At 48.2% G+C, this 19,218-nt stretch carries 19 protein-coding genes; 9 read left to right on the plus strand and 10 right to left on the minus strand.

Going from position 1 to position 19,218, the window contains the following annotated elements; translation table 11 throughout:
* Positions 1 to 121: 121 nt before the first annotated feature.
* The 5 genes from FGS84_RS17665 to FGS84_RS17685 form a co-directional block, all read right to left on the minus strand.
* Positions 122 to 2,752, minus strand: a complete 2,631-nt coding sequence (locus FGS84_RS17665; protein ID WP_025491182.1) for an FtsX-like permease family protein — start codon at positions 2,750 to 2,752, stop codon at positions 122 to 124.
* Positions 2,753 to 2,765: 13 nt separating this feature from the next.
* Positions 2,766 to 3,431, minus strand: a complete 666-nt coding sequence (locus FGS84_RS17670; RefSeq protein ID WP_025491181.1) for an ABC transporter ATP-binding protein — start codon at positions 3,429 to 3,431, stop codon at positions 2,766 to 2,768.
* Between the two features lie 123 nt (positions 3,432 to 3,554).
* Positions 3,555 to 4,586 (minus strand): HAMP domain-containing sensor histidine kinase, encoded by a 1,032-nt coding sequence (locus tag FGS84_RS17675; protein ID WP_004849789.1) that lies wholly within the window; start codon positions 4,584 to 4,586, stop codon positions 3,555 to 3,557.
* Positions 4,583 to 5,266 (minus strand): response regulator transcription factor, encoded by a 684-nt coding sequence (locus FGS84_RS17680; RefSeq protein WP_004849790.1) that lies wholly within the window; start codon positions 5,264 to 5,266, stop codon positions 4,583 to 4,585. Before FGS84_RS17680 ends, FGS84_RS17675 begins: the two co-directional genes overlap by 4 nt.
* Before the next feature lie 68 nt (positions 5,267 to 5,334).
* Positions 5,335 to 6,375: a DUF6076 domain-containing protein gene (locus FGS84_RS17685; RefSeq protein WP_138309768.1), complete on the minus strand. Its 1,041-nt coding sequence runs from the start codon at positions 6,373 to 6,375 to the stop codon at positions 5,335 to 5,337.
* 302 nt (positions 6,376 to 6,677) lie between these two features.
* On the opposite strand from FGS84_RS17685, the gene FGS84_RS17690 reads away from it, so the two are divergent.
* The 9 genes from FGS84_RS17690 (at position 6,678) to FGS84_RS17730 (ending at position 14,536) form a co-directional block, all read left to right on the plus strand.
* Positions 6,678 to 6,902, plus strand: a complete 225-nt coding sequence (locus FGS84_RS17690) for a helix-turn-helix domain-containing protein (RefSeq protein WP_005362423.1) — start codon at positions 6,678 to 6,680, stop codon at positions 6,900 to 6,902.
* 146 nt (positions 6,903 to 7,048) lie between these two features.
* On the plus strand, positions 7,049 to 7,252 hold the full coding sequence (locus FGS84_RS17695; RefSeq protein WP_004614949.1) for a hypothetical protein: 204 nt from the start codon (positions 7,049 to 7,051) through the stop codon (positions 7,250 to 7,252).
* Positions 7,253 to 7,538: 286 nt separating this feature from the next.
* Positions 7,539 to 7,856 (plus strand): DUF3847 domain-containing protein, encoded by a 318-nt coding sequence (locus tag FGS84_RS17700; protein WP_171042661.1) that lies wholly within the window; start codon positions 7,539 to 7,541, stop codon positions 7,854 to 7,856.
* Between the two features lie 2 nt (positions 7,857 to 7,858).
* Positions 7,859 to 9,331, plus strand: a complete 1,473-nt coding sequence (gene mobQ, locus FGS84_RS17705) for a MobQ family relaxase (protein ID WP_138309770.1) — start codon at positions 7,859 to 7,861, stop codon at positions 9,329 to 9,331.
* 47 nt (positions 9,332 to 9,378) lie between these two features.
* On the plus strand, positions 9,379 to 10,119 hold the full coding sequence (locus FGS84_RS17710; RefSeq protein WP_138309771.1) for a CHC2 zinc finger domain-containing protein: 741 nt from the start codon (positions 9,379 to 9,381) through the stop codon (positions 10,117 to 10,119).
* Positions 10,004 to 11,344 carry a virulence-associated E family protein gene (locus tag FGS84_RS17715; RefSeq protein ID WP_115714955.1) on the plus strand — a complete coding sequence of 447 codons (1,341 nt, stop codon included), beginning with the start codon at positions 10,004 to 10,006 and terminating at the stop codon, positions 11,342 to 11,344. Before FGS84_RS17710 ends, FGS84_RS17715 begins: the two co-directional genes overlap by 116 nt.
* Positions 11,345 to 11,614: 270 nt before the next feature.
* Positions 11,615 to 11,800, plus strand: a complete 186-nt coding sequence (locus tag FGS84_RS17720) for a hypothetical protein (RefSeq protein WP_004849804.1) — start codon at positions 11,615 to 11,617, stop codon at positions 11,798 to 11,800.
* Between the two features lie 107 nt (positions 11,801 to 11,907).
* The gene (locus FGS84_RS17725; RefSeq protein ID WP_138309772.1) at positions 11,908 to 13,530 is read left to right on the plus strand and encodes a recombinase family protein; all 1,623 of its coding nucleotides are present in this window, start codon (positions 11,908 to 11,910) and stop codon (positions 13,528 to 13,530) included.
* Between the two features lie 103 nt (positions 13,531 to 13,633).
* Positions 13,634 to 14,536: an XRE family transcriptional regulator gene (locus tag FGS84_RS17730; protein ID WP_138309773.1), complete on the plus strand. Its 903-nt coding sequence runs from the start codon at positions 13,634 to 13,636 to the stop codon at positions 14,534 to 14,536.
* 108 nt (positions 14,537 to 14,644) lie between these two features.
* Here the strand turns inward: FGS84_RS17730 and FGS84_RS17735 are convergent, their stop codons facing one another.
* The 5 genes from FGS84_RS17735 to FGS84_RS17755 all read right to left on the minus strand — a co-directional run bounded on the left by FGS84_RS17735 (position 14,645) and on the right by FGS84_RS17755 (position 19,140).
* A complete protein-coding gene (locus FGS84_RS17735) occupies positions 14,645 to 15,352 on the minus strand; it encodes a FadR/GntR family transcriptional regulator (protein WP_138309774.1) in 708 nt (235 codons plus the stop codon).
* Positions 15,353 to 15,452: 100 nt separating this feature from the next.
* Complete coding sequence (locus FGS84_RS17740) at positions 15,453 to 16,739, minus strand: TRAP transporter large permease (protein ID WP_138309775.1); 1,287 nt, start codon at positions 16,737 to 16,739, stop codon at positions 15,453 to 15,455.
* Positions 16,736 to 17,233, minus strand: coding sequence for a TRAP transporter small permease (locus FGS84_RS17745; RefSeq protein WP_138309776.1), 498 nt, complete (start codon positions 17,231 to 17,233; stop codon positions 16,736 to 16,738). Before FGS84_RS17745 ends, FGS84_RS17740 begins: the two co-directional genes overlap by 4 nt.
* A 15-nt stretch (positions 17,234 to 17,248) precedes the next feature.
* A complete protein-coding gene (locus FGS84_RS17750) occupies positions 17,249 to 18,349 on the minus strand; it encodes a DctP family TRAP transporter solute-binding subunit (protein ID WP_138309777.1) in 1,101 nt (366 codons plus the stop codon).
* A gap of 14 nt (positions 18,350 to 18,363) precedes the next feature.
* Entirely contained in the window at positions 18,364 to 19,140 is a 777-nt protein-coding gene (locus tag FGS84_RS17755) for an aldolase/citrate lyase family protein (protein ID WP_138309778.1), read from the minus strand.
* Positions 19,141 to 19,218 lie beyond the last annotated feature (78 nt).

A 19,218-nucleotide genomic window follows, 5' to 3' on the forward strand; every position in this document is an offset into this window, starting at 1 on the left:
AATATAACGAATCCACGCTTATATGATACTGCATGAAAAAAGGTACTTGATAAAAGCAATGAAGCGCAATATCAAGTACCTTTTTGATTTGTTTTTTACATGGTTATTAAGAGAATTACTCTTATTCCGAAGTCCTCAATCGTTCCACCACAGTTCCTTTGTTAAAGAAGTGGAGAACGATCAGCGGAATGACCGCAGCCAGCAACAGATAAAGCACGCCGATGACCAAAGCTGGAACCAATGTAATGTGCAGAGTAAAGAACCACATAGATGGCGAGTTCAAGACATTTTTCAGCACCGTCACAGCAAGCAGCAGCGCAACCACTCCACCAATGATGTCTGCACCAGCGGCATAGTAAACGCCTTCATAAACCATCAGCCTTTGAAGCTGGCGATTTGTCATACCGATACTCTGCATAGTCGCAAACTCATGGCGACGGGTAATAATATTGGTGATGATCATATTTGTAAAGTTAATCAATCCTGCCAATGCCATGATACAGCCAATCAGACTACCTACAACCCAAACCATACTTGCAACAGAATTTAATTGTTCTTTCAGTAATTTTGTTGAGGTATAGGTAACAGAGGGGTTCTTTTCAACATAACTGCTCAGAAAGTCCTCCATTTGCGGATGCAGAGAAGCATCCATATTAAATCCATAGTTCAACAGGGTCGGGGTCGTGTAAATCTGTTTGAATACGGTGTCTGGTAAATACACAAAAGGCGCATCGCCGCCAATATGCATCGTAGCCGTAGTTGTTGTCGGCGTTTCGTCCTCAGTCCCAACGGTGCAGGCTTTTGCCAGAATTGTGCAGGTTTTGACTAACTCACCATCCCTGTAAAAAGAAATGCTATCACCGATCTGCAACTGCTCTGACAGGGATGTTGTTTTCGGGCCACCACTCAGTCGGTCTAATCGGTTTCCGATAATGACATATTCTCCGGTTAGCATTTTCTGTTTCAGTACATTAGGATCTGTTTCACCATCATAAATCATCATGTCAGACCAAAAATGTTCGGAAGCGCCATAGACATTTCCAAAGAAAAGATTTTCTGCATCCGGGGCAGTATTCAGCGCATAATTCCCGAAAGACTTGCTAATCCCATTTTCATATTCAAAAGTATTTGTGCAAGTAAGTCCCTCAAAGCCGTAATCCACAAGCACGTTACCGTCATCTACGGTGTTACGGTAAAGATACCGTTCTTCTTCCAGACCGTTCTGCTCACGGATCATATCTACTACTTGCTGTGGAAGTGCATCTTCGTGATGTCTAAAGCCCTCCTGAACATTGACTGCAATCGAATTGTAGACGGTAAAATCTGTTTTTGTTGTGCGGGTAATCCACTTTTCTTCATCCATACTCTGTGTCACGATGATAATAGAGTTGAACAGAACGATACACAAAAGCATAGAAACAACAATGAATACACAACGGCGTCTGTTACGTCCTAAGTTAGAAAATGCCATGTGAGAGAGCTTTGCTCCACTGATTCGTGTAACCGTTTTCTTTTTATAATCATCCTGCTCCGTATAACGAATTGCCTCCATGGGAGATACTTTTGATGCCTTTTTGGCCGGTTTGCGGGTACTGATAAACACTGTCAAAATCGTAAACAATGCGGCTATAACAAATAGCATAGGAGATGCCGATGCCTGCAAACTTGCCGTAGAATACTCATAACTGAAAATTCGCATTACTACCGGAAGCAACGCCCTGCCTGCAAAGAACCCGGCAATTAAACCGATCGGCAGACCGATTAGGGTCAGCCATACCGTCTGCCGATTGACGATGCTTTTAATTTGCCGTGTAGAAGTACCAATCATCCTCAATAAGCCATATTGCCGAACATCCTGCATAACGGAAATATCAAAAATATTATAAATCAGCAGATAGCCGCACAATACAAACATCAGCACAAATACTACGGCAAATAAGATGGACTCCGGAGAAATCATGGCTTTTCCCATCTGGTTTTCAACAGAGAGGATAAAGTTATCCGCAGACATATCCTTTGGATTGCCCCCGATGGAGTAGACAAAGTCATCCATCTGCTTCTGAATGTTCGTCTTGTCTTTCAGCACAACATCAGAAAAAGTAACCCCTGAGATTTCTCCATCCACTGCGCGGGTATTTTTCACCACATCCGGATTATCTTTTACAAACTGCTCCGAAAAAACGGCCACACTGACCATATCGTTGCTTGCTTCCCACCAGCCGGAAAGCACCATATCATAATGATAAGTTTTTCCACGCAGTTCAAATTCCAGCGGAACTTCTGCTCCGATCTCCGGCTCCACACCAAGGGCTTTCAAAGCCAGTTCGGTAGTAGCAATTTCATTCGCCTTTTCCGGCGCTGAACCATGCGTTGGCACACAGAATGTAAGTTCCTGCTGTATGCTGTCCGCATAGTTTAATTCAACAGAATGACCCACGGCGTTGCTTGCATAGCCAATCGTCCGCCGATGACCTGCCTGCTCCACAAAATCACTGTTTTTCAGTTGCTCAAACTGTTCCTCTGTCATGTACCCAAAGGTTCCATCTGCCTTACTGCCTTTCTGCATCTGCATAGAGAGCTGCATGGAGGATACCATGTTAAATGCCAGTGAAGTGATGGATGTAAACAAAAATGCTGTCAGAACGATTGCAAGAATCGCCGCCAGATTACGAACCTTATTCTTCTTGAAATATTGTTTAGACAGGTGCTTGATGGTTTTGGTATTATTGTTGCCAAATAGAATATCGCTCATGTCATCTCCCCCTTTACTGCATAATTCTGCCATCCTCAATCCGAATAATGCGGTCGGCAAGCTGGGCGATTTCATTGTTATGGGTAATCATTACAAGTGTCTGGTGGAACTTCTGGCTGGTTACTTTCAGAAGCCCCAGCACATCACTGCTAGTCTTACTGTCCAGATTGCCGGTCGGTTCGTCGGCCAAGACGATAGCGGGCTTTGATACCAAGGCGCGGGCAATGGCTACACGCTGCTGCTGACCGCCGGAGAGATTGTTTGGCATATTGTTCAGCTTATCCTCCAGCCCCAGTATCTGAACGACTTCTTTCATAAACTTCTTGTCTATCTTGTTTCCGTCCAGCTCCACGGGTAACACAATATTTTCGTAAACATTCAACACCGGAACCAGATTGTAGTTCTGGAAGATGAAGCCGATCTTTCGCCTGCGGAAGATAGTAAGCTGCTCGTCTTTCAATGTAGAGAGGTCGCGCCCATCCACAATGACCTTGCCGGAAGTAGGCACATCCAGCCCGCCGATCATGTTTAGCAGAGTGGATTTGCCGCTGCCGGAGGTTCCAACAATTGCTACAAATTCCCCCTGCTCAACAGAGAGGTTCACACCATCCAGGGCCTTTGTGATATTCGGCTTTGCACCGTAGTATTTTTTCAGTTCAGTCGTTTGCAAAATGCTCATAAAGAACACCATCCTTTCTTTTTGATAAATCCATTATAACGACCAAACCTCACAGAAATGTCACAGCCAGCATAATAAATTGCCCTGAAATGTCACAATCCTGTGACATTTCAAAAAAACAGGTTATTCATGGGGAAGAAAAACGGAGAATGTTGAACCTGTTCCTACTTGAGAAGTTACTTGTATATAACCGTTCTGTAAGCTAATAATTTCCCTTGCAAGATACAACCCAATGCCGATTCCCTCTATATCGTGGACATCTTCTTCCCGATAAAAGCGCCTAAAAATTGCTCCTTGCTGGTTTTCGGGAATACCTTTGCCGGTATCGGTAATGCTGACTTTCAGGTGCATTTCCCAGCTTTCAACGCAAACACGAATAGAACCGTACTCCGGCGTGTACTTAACTGCATTATCCAATATGTTAAATAAGGCTTCTGCTGTCCATTTGCGGTCATGGGAAACAACCAATGTTTCCGGGCAGTTTACTTCAACTTGTATGTGCTTTCTTTCAGCGTTCAGAAAAATACCGCCCAGCGCCATAGCAAGAGTATCATAGATAGGCTGCTGTTTCTTTTCAAGTGAGATAACGCCAGTTTCAAGTCGGGAAGTTTTTATCATAGCCTGCATTAAGAAATCCAGTTTATCAAGCTGTGTGCCACTGGCAAGTAGAAATTCCCGCTGTTTATCCGGTGGCACTTCTTGTTCTAATAAGGTGGCATTTATCATTTTTAAGTTTGCTATCGGTGTCTTTACCTGATGAGAAATATCGGAAATTAACTCCTGTAAGTCAGCTCGTTCACTGGCAACGCTGTTTTTGCTTTCCTGCATAACCTCATAAAGACGCACCAGCCGATGATTGATTTTATAAAATAGGTTTTCTTCTTCGGCAACCTGTGATACATCTATTTTTCCATTCATCATTTCGTCTAAGGTGCAGCAAAGCATTTCAGAAAACAAAGTCAGCTTTCGCCGTATCAGTATCACAAAAGCAGTAACACAAAGTAGAAAAAGCAGACCAAAAGCCATGCTACAAAATACCACAGACATTTCTTTGGTCAGGATATATAGAACCGAAAACATGACCACTGATAAAAGTAAAATGGTAGTTGCCAGTATTATGCAGACTTTATTTAAGGAGAGTTTTTTTGAAATCATTTTTGCGCTCCTCCAATCCACATATAGCCCATACCGTAAACGGTTTTGATGTAGGAATGCTGGTTCGTTTCAATTTTACTGCGGATGCGGCTGATCGTTGTGGTTAGTGCGTGTTCATCCACATAATTTTCATCTACATCCCACAGCTTTTCAAGCAATACCTGACGTGTCAGGACAGTTTGAGAATTTCTTGTCAGCACTTTTAATAAACGATATTCCAACGATGTAAGGGTAATCGGCTGTCCTGCGAGACAGGCTGATAATTCGGAAAAATTGATATACAAATTCCCGTCATCGTAGAAATCGCCGCCGGATTGTGCTGAAATGCGGTTCAGTAAAGCAGATACTTTCTTTTGGAACACGCTGATAGGAAAGGGCTTTGTTACATAATCATCTGCGCCCAATTCAAATCCTTTCAGCATATCGCTTTCCATATCATTTGCGGTTAGAAAAATCACGGCGGTATCAGGACGGCGTTCTTTTACCTCATGGCATATATCAAACCCGTTCCCATCTGGCAGATTGACATCCAAAACGATTAAATCATAATCCTGTTTTTCAAGAAATCTTATGGCAACAGCCTTTGACATAGCCCCATCCACGGAATATCCGACAGCCGACAGATTATAGCTTAATGTCTTATTCAAAAGCTGGTCATCTTCAACAACCAGTATTCGCATAGTATCACATCCTTTTTCTTTTTATAGTATCAGCAAAATGTCACAGAAACCTCACAACGAGAAAAAATTTAATATTCTGTCAGTTCCACAATTACATTACTTTGCAGATACAGCCAGTCCGTAAATTCTTTCGGGCTGGCTGTTCCTGTTTTTACAGCCTTTTTTCTCTGCAAGGCTTCTTTCTTAAAGTCGGAAAAGGCAGCCTGTATTTTTTCCAGACGGTCAGCCGGAAAGCCTGCGGTATTCTTTACCCGGTTTATTTTGTTGCGCCAGTTCTGGCATTCATTTTTATAAAGCAGGTCATAGTTATTTTCTCTTGACCTCTCGTCAAATTCCCGCTTGTTTTGAAGCGCCTGTGCTTTTCGGCACTTGTCGCTGCACAGCTCATACCGCTGGCTCTTTGCCAGAAAATATTTTCCACAGACCTTGCACCGCCGGAAGCAAAGCCCCCAGTCATTCAGCCTGTTCAGATAATAGGTAATCAACGGGTAGAGGGACGCATAGGCAGACACACATTCTTCTGTGCGCCGGTTGTCCGGGAACCAGAGGTCAAGCCGGGTATCTTCTGACGGTGCGCCTTTGAAATAAAGGCTGCCAGCTTGAAAATGTTTCGGTTTTCCTGTCTCCCTGTCAAAGCTCATGGCTTCGTTATGGAATACCCCGGTCAGGCTGCTCATTTTATCCATGAAGCGGTCACAGGCGGCGTTACGGTCACGGGGTTCTCTGGCAAGCAGATAGCTGTTCCAGATACGGAACGCTACATACATTTTCAGAGGATCGTTGCTAAGATATTTTCCCCAGAGAAATTCGCTTGCCGCCTGCTCCAGCTCCGGCTGTTTCCATCTGTTGGAGTGGAGGGCTTGCCGCAGCGGAGAAAGCCCATATAAGTTCCAATCTCTGTCCGTGTCATGCTCAAAGTTTATCAAAAAAGTTCCCAGTGGGCGTGTCATATCACAAAGCACCTCTGCGTTTTGGCTCCCGTTCAGCCGGAAGCGGATCTGCTGTTCTTCCCCAATCAAAATCCGCTCTTTCATTTTCTTCCTGTCCAGCGTCAGGACAAACAAAATCCTCTCAAAACATGGCTCATGCCGTATAAACTGATTCTCCATCCCTATCCCCTGCCTTTGTTTATGGTAATTATATAATTCGGTTATATCAGTTACACTCATGGTATCGCAGAATCATTGTTTTGTCAAGGATAGTACGCTATGATGATTGCGGTTGGTAATTTCGTGCCACACAGTACCTTGACAAGTGAATGACCGTCCAAAAGGGATATGACCGGCAGGAGAAGTGACGCATCCGGCGCACCAATGCAGGGAAACACCGCAGGAATGGGGCAGGAAAACGGCTTTTGGGGAGAACGGCAGCAGGAAGCATTTTAACCTATTTGATTTATGGGAGGAACAGAATGAACGATAAAAAGAGATTGAACAGCTACGAGGATTTACCGCTGGTTCTGGATGTGGCGGACATTCAGCGGATTATGGGAATTTCAAGAGCGAGCGCCTATGAGCTGGTACACACACCCGGCTTTCCGGCGTTCCGCAGGGGCAGGCTTATCAAGGTCAGCAAAATTGCTTTCTTTGAATGGATGGCAAAAGGCTCCGAAACCGTACCGGGAAGCGACAAATAAGCGTGAGGTATCATTCCCTGACTGCAATACTGCCGTACTTTCCAAAGGGGCATACAGAGGGAAAAAACCTTAAAAATAATACCGAGACGCTACACCAAAACAGCCTATCTGCGTACATCAGATAGAAACGGAGAAAGGAGCCGGTTATGGCAAGAATGAGTAACAAGCGACGGCTGGAATGGTCTTTCTTCTTAAATGACCGCAGCCGTATCACTTACAACGAATTGTGCCGGAAATGCCAGCACGAATGTAAACAGAGCTTCCGGGCGGTTGTGGTTGACTGCCCGAAGTATCTTTCCAAGCGTTCCAAGAAAAAGGACAAGACTGCCGGAAACGGCAAAATCCCTTAGGAACTAAGGGCGCACTTCTATACATAGTCTAAAGACCATGTATCGTGCGTCCTGCGGAGCTTACCTCTGCCGCTGATAAAATCAGCAATCCGAGGTCTGCGTTCGCTTCGCTCCGACAAGGTGGCTACACCCCCTTGCGCCGCTAAAGCGGCTATCCCCTGTGTACCCGCCCAAAAGAGAAATCCGCTCTGCGTTTTTCCCTTTTCATCGGGTTTTATAGACGCACTGACACACGGACTGTCTGCGGATGGTCTTTCTTTATCTTATCAGTAAAGGATGTGAGAACATGGAAAAAACTTTGGAACAGTTGAAGCAGGAATATGAAAAAACCGCTGTCCTGCTGGAACGGGAAAAACGGAAAATGCAGCGTTTGAAAAACCGGCAGGCGTATCTGGAAAGAGGTTCCCGGAAACAGAGGACGCACCGGCTGATTACCCGTGGGGCAGCCGTTGAGAGCATTGCGCCACAGACAAAGGAGCTGACCGAAACGGAATTTTATTCCCTCATGGAAAGCATTTTGAATCTGCCGCAGGCGGAGCATTTCATCCGGTCTGCCGCAGAGAACCACGCCCGTATTTCCGGGCAGGAGAAAGGCGGTGACTAAGGATAGCACTTTATCATTTTTCAATCGCACAGATAAAGCGCAGCGCCGGTCAGAGCGCCATTGCCAGCGCAGCCTATCGAGCCGGGGAGCGTCTTTACAGCAGCTACTATGGAGAAGTCAGCGACTACACCAAAAAGGGCGGCGTGATCGCTTCGGAAATCATGCTGCCGCCCCATGCGCCGGAAATATATCTTGACCGGGCGACCCTCTGGAATGCTGTGGAGAACTGCGAGAAACATCCAAAAGCACAGCTTGCCTATTCCTTTGATATTGCCATGCAGAATGAATTGACGCTGGAAGAAAACATGGAGCTGGCGAGGAAGTTCGTACAGGAGCAGTTTGTGACAAAAGGCATGATTGCCGACCTTGCTTTTCACAGCCCGGAGAAAGAGGACGGCGGCATCCCTAACCCGCATTTTCATGTGATGACAACCATGCGCCCTTTGAACCCGGATGGCACATGGGGACAAAAACAGCGTCGGGAATATCTTCTTGATGAAGATGGAAACCGAATCCGGGATAAAAACGGCGATTATATGTTTAACGCTGTCCATACAACAGGCTGGCATGAACCGGAAACGCTGGAACACTGGCGGGAGCAGTGGGCGGCTGCCGTTAATACAAAATTTGAGGAAAAAGGGCTGGATGTACGTATCGACCACCGTTCCTATGTGCGGCAGGGGCTTGACCTGATACCTACTGTCCACGAGGGAGCTAATGTCCGGCAGATGGAAGCAAAGGGCATCCGCACCGAGAAAGGGGAACTGAACCGCTGGATTAAAGCCACCAACCGGCTCATGCAGGATGTGAGGAAGAAGATCAAAGCCCTGTTTGTCTGGATGGCAGAGGTAAAAGAAGAACTTTCCAAACCGCAGACACCGAGCCTTGCCGACCTGTTGATCGCTTATTACAACCAGCGCAACGCAGGGGCATGGAGCAATAAAGCCAGAACCGGAAACTTAAAGCAGTTTGCCGAAGCCGTCAATTATCTGACGGAAAACAAGCTGCTCACATTAGAGGATTTGCAGGAGCGTCTTTCCTCTGTCAACGAAGAATTTGAAGCGTTAAGCGACTCCATGAAAAAGAAATCTGCCCGGATAAAGGAATTGCAGGAATTGATACGGGAGGGCGAGAATTACCAGCGGCTAAAACCTGTTCATACGGAATTGAACAATATCAAGTTTAAGAAACAGAGGGAGAAATTTGAAACATCCCACGATGCGGAGTTACGGCTGTTTTATGCCGCCCGCCGTATTTTGAAAGAAAAACTGGACGGAAAACCCATTGCCCTGAAAGCATGGAAACAGGAATACGCACAGTTAAAAACAGAGTATGCCGAACTGTCTCCGCAGCACAAGCCACTCCGGGAGGAAGTCATACGGCTGCGGCAGGTGCAGAACGCCGTAGATACCGCACTGCGCCGGAGGGAGCAGCCACAGGAAGTACAGAGAAAGAACCATGAGATGGAGCTATGATATAACCGGCAGCTTTACCGCTACCGGTATTTTTATGGAGGGAGCATTTGAATGTATTTGAAGCGGTGAAACAGTCTGTTACCACCCGGCAGGCTGCTTCATTCTATGGAATCCGGGTGGGAAGAAACGGCATGGTCTGCTGTCCATTCCACAATGACCGCACGCCCAGCATGAAAGTGGACAGCCGCTTTTACTGCTTCGGCTGCGGGGCTTCCGGGGATGTGATCGACTTTGCCGCTTTGCTGCATGGATTGGGGAAACGGGAAGCTGCGGTCAGGCTTGCGGAGGACTTCGGCGTTTCCTATGAGAAATCCGGCAATGCGCCACCAGATAGGAAGCGTAACAACAGGTCACAGCCCCGACAAAAATCAGCGGAGCAGAGATTTCAGGAAACGGAACGGTATTGTTTCCGGGTGCTATGCGATTATCTGCGCCTGCTGGAGCATTGGAAAACAGCATACGCCCCACAGCCGCAGGATGCCATCTGGCATCCTCTTTTTGTGGAAGCGTTGCAGAGGATAAGCTACACAGAATACCTTTTGGATATTTTGTTATACGGAGAAATAGAAGAAAAAGCGGCATTGATCGCCGCACAGGGAAAGGAGGTGTTGCGGCTTGAACAGCGAATTTCAGAGCTTGCCGCCGGAAACGCAGGAAGCGGTCAAAAGGACGATGGACACAATGGAACCGGCGCAGACACCGGCAGAAATCCGGGAAACATTAGAGGGGACGCAGAAAGGCGGCGTGAAGAACAGCATCCGAAACTGCCTGACGGTGTTCCAGCGTGACCCTCTGTTTCGCGGGGCGCTGCGCCTGAACCTTTTGACGGAGCAGATTGACATTGTGAAGCCGCTGGGCTGGGAGCGCACCAGTACCACGCTGACCGACATGGACATGAACTACCTGCTTTTGTATCTGGAAGAAAATTACGGGCTTACCAGCGAGAAAAAGGTGCAGAGCGCCATCAAGATTGTTGCCAATGAAAACCGCTACCATCCAGTCAGGGATTACCTGAACAGCCTGCAATGGGACGGCACAGAGCGCATCCGTTACGCCCTGCATCACTTTCTGGGAGCCGATACGGACGAATACACCTATGAAGCCTTGAAACTGTTCCTGATGGGAGCCATCCGGCGGGTATTCAGACCGGGGAGCAAGTTTGAGGTCATGCTCTGTCTGGTTGGTGGTCAGGGAGCCGGGAAATCTACCTTTTTCCGGCTGCTGGCAGGCAGGGACGAATGGTTTTCAGACGATTTGAAAAAGCTGGACGATGAAAATGTGTACCGCAAGCTTCAAGGGCATTGGATTATCGAGATGTCGGAGATGATTGCCACAGCCAACGCCAAGAGTATTGAGGAAATCAAGTCATTCTTAAGCCGCCAGAAAGAAACCTACAAAGTGCCGTATGAGACACATCCGGCAGACCGGCTGCGGCAATGTGTATTTGGAGGGACGACCAACCGGCAGGACTTTTTGCCCCGTGACCGCACCGGCAACCGGCGCTTTCTCCCCGTGACGGTGTACCCGGAACGGGCGGAGGTTCACATACTGGACGATGAAGCGGCGGCGAGGGCGTATATCGAACAGATGTGGGCGGAAGCCATGACGGTTTACCGCAGTGGGAAGTATAAGCTGTCATTCAGCATAGAAATGAACCGATACCTGAACGCCCATCAGCAGGACTTCATGCAGGAGGACACACAGGCTGGCATGATCTACGCCTATTTGGAGGACTACACCGGCGACAGGGTATGTTCCAAGCAGCTTTATGAGGAAGCGCTGGGGAACTTAAATTCCCCGGCAGACTGGGAGACACGGGCAATCTGCGAGATTATGAATACCGGCATTGCGGGCGGCATCATACAGGGCTGGGTAGCCTACAAAAGCCCGAAGCGGTATAAGAAATACGGTTCTCAAAAAGGCTGGGAGCGTGTCAACCAAGCTCCGCCGGAGGGGGACGGTTTTCAGGAAATCACGGAAGAAGAAGCCCGGCAAATGGAACTTCCATTCTGAAAAGCCACCGGTTGACAGTTTGGTTGACGCTTTGGTTGACAGCCGGTTGACGGGGAAAAGCCTGATATTTGGGGCATTTCTCTCCTTTGTCAACCATGTCAACCAAGAAATCAAAGAAAAAGTAAAAAGTAATAATAGAGCGCCTATGGATTGTTTTCAAAGTCTTTTCTGCCGGTTGACACGGTTTGGTTGACACGGAGACAGTCTGCGGCTGTACACCTGTCTGACATTCCCTTGTCGGGCATATTTCATTTATGGAGGTAACTGCCTATGGCAAAAAGCAAAAACGAGAGCAATAACAAAAACAGCGGCACCCTGCTTACCGAAAAAGACGGCACCCAGTATTTTGTCATGGGGAAAGTCCGTATCAAGGTATCGGAGCATTTCGCACAGGATGGGAAGCCGCTTGACAGCCTGCTGGAAGATGTGATCCAGCACGCTGCCGCCGCTTCCTGAAAAAATACGGAATAACGACTGTCAATCAGCCCACGCTTATGATATACTTGTACCAGCGAGTATTGTATAAGCGTGGGTTGTTTCTTTTAGAAGGAGGATTTTTAACCGTGAAACAACCATACAATACAACGATTTATAACACTGCACTATATTTGAGATTGAGCCGTGACGATGAATTACAGGGGGAAAGCGGCAGTATCCAGACCCAGCGCATGATGCTTAGACAGTATGCCGCAGAGCATGGGCTGACCGTTGTAGACGAGTACATTGACGACGGATGGAGTGGGACAAATTTCGAGCGTCCAAGTTTCCAAAGGATGATTGATGACATCGAAGACGGGAAAATCAACTGCGTTGTCACAAAGGACTTATCCCGTCTGGGAAGAAACTATATCCTGACCGGTCAGTACACGGAAATCTATTTCCCCAGCAAGGGAGTACGCTACATTGCCATCAATGACAATGTGGACACCATCAACGGAGAAAGCGAGCTTGCACCGTTCTTAAACATCCTGAATGAAATGCACGCCCGACAGACCAGCAAAAAGGTCAAGGCTGCCATGCACACAAGATTTGCCAATGGCGCACACTATGGAGCCTATGCACCGCTGGGCTATGTAAAAGACCCGGACAAAAAAGGTCATCTTCTGATCGACCCGGAAACACGCTGGATTGTAGAGAAGATTTTTGACCTTGCTGTACACGGGCGTGGAGCCGCCAGCATTACACGGATTCTGGTGGAGGAAAAAGTACCTACCCCCGGCTGGCTGAACTATGAAAGATACGGGACTTTCGCCAATATCTACGCCGGTGCGCCCGCAGAAAAAGCCTATGCGTGGACGATAGCACAGGTCAAGAGCATTTTGAAAGAGGAAACCTACATCGGTCACAGCATTCACAACAAGCAGAGCAACATTTCATTCAAGAACAAGAAAAAGGTGCGGAAGCCGCAGGAAGAATGGTATCGTGTGGAAAATACCCACGAAGCCATCATTTCTGAAGAAGTGTTCCAAAAAGTTCAGGAGCTGATTGCAAGCAGACGCAGGAAACGCAGAAACGGTACGACACAGATTTTCGCAGGATTGATAAAATGTGCAGACTGCGGATGGTCTTTAGCCTATGGGGAAAACAAGCAGAATAAGAACCCATACGGGTACTACCATTGCAGCAAGAACGGGCAGGGATTACGCCAGTGTTCCATGCACTATATCCGCTATGATGTACTGTATGCCTATGTGCTTGCAAGACTGCAATACTGGTCTATGCTGGCACAGAAAGACGAGGACAAGCTGCTGAAACGCCTGCTCAATGCCAGCGACAGGGAAAGAAACTCTGCGAAGAAAAAGCAGGCTGCGGAGCTGAAAAAGGCAGAGAAGCGTAAAGCCGAGGTTGACGGGCTGTTTGCTAAAATGTATGAGGACTGGTCTGCCGGACGCATAACCGAGTATAACTTCAATATGCTGTCCGAGAAGTACCAGAACGAGCAAAAGGAGCTTGAAACAAAAATAAGACAGCTTCACGAAATGATGGAAGCCGCCGTACAGACCGCAGCGGATGCTGAAAAGTGGATTGCCCTAATGAAACAGTATGTCAACCCTGTGGAGCTGACCGCCGAACTTCTGAACACTCTAATTGAAAAAATAACCGTCCACGAAGCTGTCAAGGGCGAGGATGGAAGCCGTGAGCAGGAAGTAGAAATCTACTACCGCTTCATCGGCAAAATCGACTGACCTTTCTTTTTTTACCCAACAATATCTTTAATTAAGGGAAACGGGCGCCTCCTGCCCGGACATTGCTCTTTTATGCCCTCTGGCCCGCGCCCTGAACACCAATGTGGATACCCTGCTGCAGTTTGAGGAAACCCTTACGGAAGTACAGATTGATGAACGGCTGAACGAAATCGTGGAGACAGCCAGGAATCTTGGATACGAGGCAGCGGACACCATGATACAATCGCTTCTGCACACCTACCCCTCAAGTATACCCCTGAAATCCAGGGCAGTCACTCTGTTTGACCTCTTCGCCATGCTGTTTCCAGCCCAGCCCCAGACAGTAAAGGACAGCTGGACAAAACAGAAAAAACAGCTTCTGGAGGAAGTCCGGGCCAGCGGTGCCCCGTCCTGCTGGCAGACAGCCGTCTCCCACCTGGCCTCCATCGCCATACTGGAAGGCGAGCTGGATAAAGCGGAGAGCCTTTTAAAGGAATTGCCCCAGCAAAGCACTGACTCCACCTCCGTCTGGGCACTGCTGTACCTGAAAAAGGGGAAGGCCGGACAGGCTCTGGAAGTCCTGCAGAAGCGCTTGTATGTGCTGACTCGCCAGATACAGAACTTCCTCATCCAGATGATGAACCCGGAAATGACCCCCGACACCGCAAAGGCTCTGGAGCTGTGCGTCATTTACCGCAGGCTGGAAGAGCTGCTGGGCGTGGGAAACGGCATGAGTCCCGGATTCTTTGCCCAGGCATACCAGCGGGCCGGACAGGACCAGCAGGCATTGGAGAGCATGATTCAGTTTGTGGATGCCATCACCGGCACGGTCCAGAAACCCAATCCCGTCCTGTTCTCTCCCGGAGTAAAGATAGACGGGGAACATCCGGCCTCCACAATAGAAATACGCCGGCTGCTCCTTAAGAGCCTGCTGGAGGATGCGTACTATAAGCAGTTTCTGGATAACGGGGACTTCCGGGCCGCAGTGGATAAGCTCCGGAAAAGCATCCAAGAAGAAGAGGCCTGAATATCCCAGAGGCCTGGATGTCCCAGATGAGAAAAAGGACAGCCCCCCCCCCCCAGTTTCTAACCCCCGCGGGACTGTCCTTATTGCATTTCATAACTGACAACTTTTTTACTGCGCATCCTCCACCCAGCACATCTTGGCGGACTTCTCAATATGGGCCTTCATAATTGCCTCAGCCTCATCCGGGTCTCCTTTTTTCAGGCACTCAATGATTCGCTTGTGGAATTCAATCCCATCCTGATGGCCCTCCTGCTGTGTTACAATCCCTCTGAGCAGGATTGTCTTCCACAGGCTTACCATGGATTTAATGAAACAAATCAGCAGCGGATTCCCGGTTGCCTCTGCGATGCAGATATGGAACTGGATATCATAATCAATGCGTTTATCCCAGACATCCTTACTTTCAATCATTCCCTGCACATACTGTTCCAGCTGTTCAAAATCCAATGCGTCCTTTTTTTCAGCCACAACCCTGCTGGCGTAAGGCTCCAGCAGCTTACGCATCTCATACACATCCATATATCCGATATCATCCAGCCGCAGCATACGGTTGAGAATCTCAGTGACGCTTCCGCTTTCAGGCTTTGCTATAAAAGTCCCTTCCCCGTTCTTCTGTACAATCAGCTGCCTTTCCTTAAGCAGCTTCAGGGACTCTCTCATGACATTGCGGCTGATTCCGAATTTCAACGCCAGCTCCTGCTCACTGGGCAGCCGTTCCCCCTGCCGCAGCGAATTACTCAGTATCATGTCTTCCATACGGTCAGCCACTGTCTCATATAAATTTTTCTTCTTAACTTTGAAATCCAGTTCTTCCATAATACATTACCCATCTCTATCTTAATATTCTTAAAACCCTGCCTGTTACATATCCCCCTCCTGTTTATCTTAATACAACAATTGAAAAGATACAAGAATTTTATCGGCCAAAGAGCCTTGGCAGCCACATAATGACATCCGGTACAAATGTTACAAGTATCAGCACCAGGACCATCACAAAAACCATGGGCATGATTTCTTTTATAATGGTGTTCATCTTCTCCCCGCTGATTCCCGTCACAATAAATAAAAGCATTCCAAATGGCGGCGTACAGAGCCCAATCATGGTATTCAGCGTAAACACCACGCCGAAATGAACCATATCAATCCCAAAGGACTGGGCAATCGGACATAAAATGGGAAGCAGCACCAGCTGCAAAACAGCGGAATCCAGCAGCATTCCCAGTATGAACAGCAGGATGTTGACAAAAATAAGGAAAGAAACCTTGGTGGTGGCAAAGGACAGAATCAGGCTGCCTGCCAGGGACGGAAGATTTTCCACCGCAATCACATAAGAAAACACATAGGCAGCGCCCAACATGATGCCAATCTGTCCCGTGGACCTGACGGTGTTTTTTAATACCTGCATAAACTCCGGCAATGTAATGGAACGGTACGCAAAGACGGAAATGATGAGGGCGTAGAGAGCCGCCACCGCCCCGGCCTCTGTGGCGGTCATGATGCCTGTATAAATTCCCATCAGCAGGATGACAGGGGTAAGGAGGGCCGGAATAGCGCTCACCGTCATCCTGACAAATTCCATTCCCGCATATCTCTTTCCGCTGGGATAGTTTCTCTTATTGGCAATATAGCAGACATAGATGCACAGGGCCAGGGCCAGTATGATTCCGGGCACCATGCCCGCCAGGAACAGGTTGCCGATGGAAGCGCCTGCAATAACCCCGTATATGACCAGTGGAATGCTGGGAGGAAAGATGGGCCCGATTACAGCGGAGCCGGCTGTTATGGCTGCGCTGAACCCATCGTCGTATCCCTCCTTGCGCATGGCCTCAATCTCCATGATTCCAAGTCCCGACGCATCAGCCACAGCGGAACCTGTCATTCCTGAAAATATCAGGGATGCAATGACGTTCACATGCCCCAGACCGCCCTTCCATCGTCCCACCAGGACCTTGGAAAAGTCGAAAATCTTGTCTGTCACCTTGCTGGAGTTCATAATATTTGCCGCAAAGATAAAAAGCGGAACAGCCAGCAGAATAAAATTGTTATACATCTTGCTGGTAAAAATCTCCACCACCACGCTGGGGTCCATGCCTTTCACAGCCAGGTAAAGGGTGGAGGATATAATCATTCCTATGGCAATGGGCATCCTGATAACAAAACACACAACCAGCAGGCCAAGGGAAATCATCATGGCATGACTCATACCGCCTTCCCTCCTTTCCCAAATTCCTTAACACAGCCCGCCAGGTCCCGGCAGTACCGGACAATGGTGATAATCTGAAACAGGAAAAATCCCAGATATACGAATCCCAGAGGGACCTTGAATACCGTGCTGTACCTGGTAAAATAAAACCGGTAAAACTCCAGCGCCGGCGGGACCAGGTAGGTCAGCAGGCCGACTATCAGGATATCCTGAAGGAGCCGGAACAGCCTCCTCGTGTTTTCTCCCACAAGCTCGTAAATCACGGAAAAGACAATATTGTCATCTGTGCGCTGGGCATAGCAGCATCCCAAGGTAATTATCCATACATAGGAAATCTGCGCCAGTTCATAAGGCCATACCAGGGGATTATTAAATATGTATCTGGATATAATCTGCAGGATGAACGCCACAAACAGCAGAACAAACCAGCACATGGGCATATAAATCTCAATAAAATCCATGACAGCCCGAAAGCATTTCTTCCATATGTCCATTCAGAATACCTCTCATTAATATTTCAGGTCCTTAATCTGGTGATATAAATCCATATCCCAATCTTTTACCATGTCCTTGTCGTTGAGATAATAATTCTCAGAATACTCCATAAATGCGTCCAGGTCCGGTTCAATGACTGTCAGTCCCTGTTCCTTCAGAAACGTAATGGCTTCCTGCTCCTGTTTCAGGTTTGCCTCATCGCACCATGCAGTGGCTGTCCTCACTGCCTCTGTCATGATATCCCTGTATTCCTGGGGAAGGGACTGCCACTTCTCCTCATTGATTGCAATGCACATGGGCTCAATCACATGGCCCGTGAGTACAATCTGGCTGGTCACCTCATACCATTTCTGCGCAATGGTGGTAGGCAGGGGGTTCTCCTGTCCGTCAATGGCGCCGGTCTGAAGTCCCTGGTATATCTCCGCATAAGCCATGGGTGTGGGATTTGCTCCCAGGGCCTTGCCCATGAAGAGCCATGCAGATGAATTGGGCATCCTTAAATTGACTCCGTTCAAATCTTCCGGCTTTGTGATTTCCTTTCCAATGTCCCTCATATCCAGATGGCGGGCTCCGCAGTACAGGGCTGACAGCCAGCGCACATTTAATTTTTCCGCCACATCATCCGCTACCTTTTGGCCAATCTCCCCATCCATGACAGCCCGCATGTGCTGCTCATTCTGGAAAATGTAGGCCGCGGTAAACATGGTCAGGTATGGAAGCTGGTCGGAAATCAGGAACGGGGAACTGAACATCATATCCAGACTTCCTCTTGCCACGGCATCCACCTCGCCCTCCTGGGTCATCAGGCTTCCGTTTTCATGGATTTCCATGGTAAATTTGCCGTTGGTCTTTTCCGATATCTCATCCGCTATCATATGCATGGCCTTAACATAATTCACGTCCCCGCTGGACTGTGTGGAAAATACCAGCTTTACCTCCGGCAAATCCCCGCCCGCCTCCGGCGCAGCCTGTTCAGGGGCAGATGCACCGGAGGCTGCTTCTGTCTTTGCCTCCGTCTCGGACGGACTCTTGCTCTCAGGCGCTTTTTGGCCGCATGCAGCCAGGCCTGCGGTCATTGCAAGAACTAATGCGATACTAATCATGCGTTTTCTCATAGTGTTTATCCTCCCTATCTCTTTTCCTGAATCTGTCTCATCATGTTTAATTCCCTTCGGGCCCCGTCCATAATATGTACATAATCCGAACCGGCTGATATGACGTTAAGGCCCTTTTCATGCCAGTAGCGTATGATATCCGGGTCATTGCTTCCTGTGGATACGCCGGATGATTTCCCGCTCTCATTGATGATGGCCACGGCCTCGTCAATCAGGCTGCTGGTATGCTCTTCAAATACCCGGTTCAGCTCCCCAATGGAACCGGACAGATCGCAGGGACCCAGAATAAAGCAGTCCACATACGGGTTCCTGACCATCTCCTTCAGATTTTTCACGGCTGTCCTTGTCTCAATCTGGACACACCGGACCAGCTGCTGCCTGGAAGACTCTATGAACGAGTCAGCATCGTCCAGCCCGTACCGCACTGCGCGCAGGGGGCCGAATCCCCGTATTCCATACGGCGGATACAGGGTGGCCTGCATGGCGGCGTCCAGTTCCTGGGCCGAGTTGACCATGGGGATGATGATTCCCGTGGGTCCCATCTCCAGCACCCTCTTTGCCAGTACCTGGTTATTCCATGGAATGCGCACCAGGGTATCGGTGCCGCCTGCTTTCGCCCCCATCAGATGGTACAGCAGCACCTGGTAATCAATGGCTGTGTGCTCCGTGTCAATCCACAGAAAATCATACCCCAGACCGGCGCACATCTCAGTGATACAAGGTTCTGTCAGGCAAATATGCATCCCTGACAGGTTCTCCCTGTCTCTCAGCTTCTCCTTTAACGTTTTCATGATTCCTCCTCCAATGTACTCACGTTATTAGCTATGCAGCTATACTACTAGTATATAGCTATACAGCTTTTTATCAAG

This window comes from Clostridium sp. 1001271st1 H5 (assembly GCF_005845215.1).
Lineage (GTDB): Bacteria > Bacillota > Clostridia > Lachnospirales > Lachnospiraceae > Enterocloster.

Excerpts from the sequence above, each read along its gene's own strand:
- FGS84_RS17680 (WP_004849790.1), bottom strand. The coding sequence starts at position 5,266 with ATGCGAATACTGGTTGTTGAAGATGACCAGCTTTTGAATAAGACATTA.
- FGS84_RS17695 (WP_004614949.1), top strand. The coding sequence starts at position 7,049 with ATGGCAAGAATGAGTAACAAGCGACGGCTGGAATGGTCTTTCTTCTTA.
- FGS84_RS17700 (WP_171042661.1), top strand. The coding sequence starts at position 7,539 with ATGGAAAAAACTTTGGAACAGTTGAAGCAGGAATATGAAAAAACCGCT.
- FGS84_RS17740 (WP_138309775.1), bottom strand. The coding sequence starts at position 16,739 with ATGAGTCATGCCATGATGATTTCCCTTGGCCTGCTGGTTGTGTGTTTT.
- FGS84_RS17675 (WP_004849789.1), bottom strand. The coding sequence starts at position 4,586 with ATGATTTCAAAAAAACTCTCCTTAAATAAAGTCTGCATAATACTGGCA.
- FGS84_RS17750 (WP_138309777.1), bottom strand. The coding sequence starts at position 18,349 with ATGAGAAAACGCATGATTAGTATCGCATTAGTTCTTGCAATGACCGCA.
- FGS84_RS17685 (WP_138309768.1), bottom strand. The coding sequence starts at position 6,375 with ATGGAGAATCAGTTTATACGGCATGAGCCATGTTTTGAGAGGATTTTG.
- FGS84_RS17755 (WP_138309778.1), bottom strand. The coding sequence starts at position 19,140 with ATGAAAACGTTAAAGGAGAAGCTGAGAGACAGGGAGAACCTGTCAGGG.
- FGS84_RS17720 (WP_004849804.1), top strand. The coding sequence starts at position 11,615 with ATGGCAAAAAGCAAAAACGAGAGCAATAACAAAAACAGCGGCACCCTG.
- FGS84_RS17745 (WP_138309776.1), bottom strand. The coding sequence starts at position 17,233 with ATGGACATATGGAAGAAATGCTTTCGGGCTGTCATGGATTTTATTGAG.
- FGS84_RS17670 (WP_025491181.1), bottom strand. The coding sequence starts at position 3,431 with ATGAGCATTTTGCAAACGACTGAACTGAAAAAATACTACGGTGCAAAG.
- FGS84_RS17665 (WP_025491182.1), bottom strand. The coding sequence starts at position 2,752 with ATGAGCGATATTCTATTTGGCAACAATAATACCAAAACCATCAAGCAC.
- FGS84_RS17715 (WP_115714955.1), top strand. The coding sequence starts at position 10,004 with ATGGACACAATGGAACCGGCGCAGACACCGGCAGAAATCCGGGAAACA.
- FGS84_RS17690 (WP_005362423.1), top strand. The coding sequence starts at position 6,678 with ATGAACGATAAAAAGAGATTGAACAGCTACGAGGATTTACCGCTGGTT.
- FGS84_RS17735 (WP_138309774.1), bottom strand. The coding sequence starts at position 15,352 with ATGGAAGAACTGGATTTCAAAGTTAAGAAGAAAAATTTATATGAGACA.